At 73.0% G+C, this 1,767-nt stretch carries 3 protein-coding genes; all 3 read right to left on the bottom strand.

Features of this window, described 5'->3' with window-relative positions; genetic code table 11:
* Positions 1 to 76: 76 nt before the first annotated feature.
* Positions 77 to 808, bottom strand: coding sequence for a bifunctional 1-(5-phosphoribosyl)-5-((5-phosphoribosylamino)methylideneamino)imidazole-4-carboxamide isomerase/phosphoribosylanthranilate isomerase PriA (gene priA, locus IJH84_RS01415; RefSeq protein ID WP_295139315.1), 732 nt, complete (start codon positions 806 to 808; stop codon positions 77 to 79).
* Positions 809 to 871: 63 nt separating this feature from the next.
* Entirely contained in the window at positions 872 to 1,072 is a 201-nt protein-coding gene (locus IJH84_RS01410) for a hypothetical protein (RefSeq protein WP_295139312.1), read from the bottom strand.
* Positions 1,069 to 1,716: an imidazole glycerol phosphate synthase subunit HisH gene (gene hisH / locus IJH84_RS01405; RefSeq protein ID WP_295139309.1), complete on the bottom strand. Its 648-nt coding sequence runs from the start codon at positions 1,714 to 1,716 to the stop codon at positions 1,069 to 1,071. Before hisH ends, IJH84_RS01410 begins: the two co-directional genes overlap by 4 nt.
* Between the last annotated feature and the right edge of the window lie 51 nt (positions 1,717 to 1,767).

The following is a 1,767-nucleotide window of genomic DNA, read 5'->3' as shown; positions in this document are numbered from 1 at the left end:
TCACACGCACCGCAACGGCCATGCTCCCAGGGTAGAGCTGGGCACCGGCCCCGCGGGCGCGGGGCCCAGCGCGCCTTCAGCGCACCGCGGCCAGCGCCTCTTCCAGCGTGACGGTGCCGGCGTAGAGGGCCTGTCCGACGATGGCGCCCTCCAACCCGATCGGGGCGAGTTCCGACAGCGCCACCAAGTCGTCCACACTGGACACACCGCCGGAGGCGATCACCGGGGCATCGGTGCGCCAGCAGACTTCCCGCAGCAGCTTCAGATTCGGCCCCTTGAGGGTGCCGTCCTTGCTGACGTCGGTGACCACGTAGCGGGAGCAGCCCGCCTCGTTGAGCCGGTCGAGGACGTCCCAGAGGTCACCGCCGTCCTTGGTCCACCCCCGGGCCGCCAACCGGTGCCCCTGCTCGGTGATCCGCACGTCCAGCCCGACCGCGACCTGCTCGCCGTGCTCGGCGACCACGCGGTCGGCCCAGTCCGGGTCCTCCAGCGCCGCGGTGCCGAGGTTGACCCGGTCGCAACCGGTGGCCAGCGCGGCCTTGAGCGAGTCGTCGTCGCGGATGCCGCCGGAGAGCTCGACCCGCACGTCCAGCCTGCGCACCACGTCGGCCAGCAGCTCCCGGTTGGAGCCGCGGCCGAACGCGGCGTCCAGGTCGACCAGGTGGATCCACTCCGCACCGGCGCGCTGCCAGGCCAGCGCGGCCTCCAGCGGGTCCCCGTAGGAGGTTTCGGTTCCGGCGGCGCCCTGCACCAGGCGCACGGCCTGGCCATCGGCCACGTCAACGGCGGGAAGCAGCGTGAAAGTCACGTGCTCATTGTCGTCGGGCTCGCGAACGGATCGCCCGCCGGGGCACCGGGCTCGGGACGTCGCTCACAGCTTGCGGCGGGACGAGCGCGCGGCCGCGATGATCGGCACCGCCAGCGCGAGCACCGTCAGCACCAGGATCAGCCAGCCCGGCACGCCCGCCTGCACCAGGTAGGTGGAGCTGAACCCGGCGACCACGCCGATCGCCAGCAGCAGGGCGACCACGCGCGCCGCCCCGCGCGGATGCATCAGCCCGTGCCGCCTCACAGCGACACCAGCCAGTTCCGCAGCAGCTGCGCTCCGGCCTCGCCGGATTTCTCCGGGTGGAACTGGGTGGCCATCAACGCTCCGTCCTCCACCGCCGCGATGAACGGGCCGCCGTGCTCGGCCCAGGTCACGCGGGCAGGCGCGATGCTGCCGGACTGCCGCGCCGCCGAGCTTTGGGACATCTCCCAACGCTGCGCCGCGAACGAGTGCACGAAGTAGAACCGGGTGCCCGGCTCCATGCCCGCGAACAGCACCGAGCCTTCGGCCGGGGCGACCTCGTTCCAGCCCATGTGCGGCAGCACGTCCGCGTGCAGCGGCTCCACCGCACCGGGCCACTGCCCGCAGCCGTCGGCTTGCACACCGTGCTCGACCCCGCGGTCGAACAGGATCTGCATCCCGACGCAGATGCCCAGGACCGGGCGGTCGCCCGCCAGCCGATGATCGATGATCTTGTCGCCGCCCGCCGCGCGCAGGCCCTCCATGCAGGCCGCGAACGCGCCCACGCCGGGCACGACGAGACCGTCGGCCTCCGTCGCGGCTCGGTGGTCGGAGGTGACCTCGACGTCCGCGCCCGCGCGTGCCAAGGCGCGCTCGGCGGAACGGAGATTGCCGGACCCGTAGTCCAGTACGACGACGCGTGCCACGCCGCCAGGCTACCGGTCGGCTCATCGGACGCGGCCGGCTCATCGCATCCG

The organism is Saccharopolyspora sp., assembly GCF_017434145.1.
GTDB lineage: Bacteria > Actinomycetota > Actinomycetes > Mycobacteriales > Pseudonocardiaceae > Saccharopolyspora_C > Saccharopolyspora_C galaxeae.
This window is presented reverse-complemented; position numbering and strand designations above follow the sequence as displayed.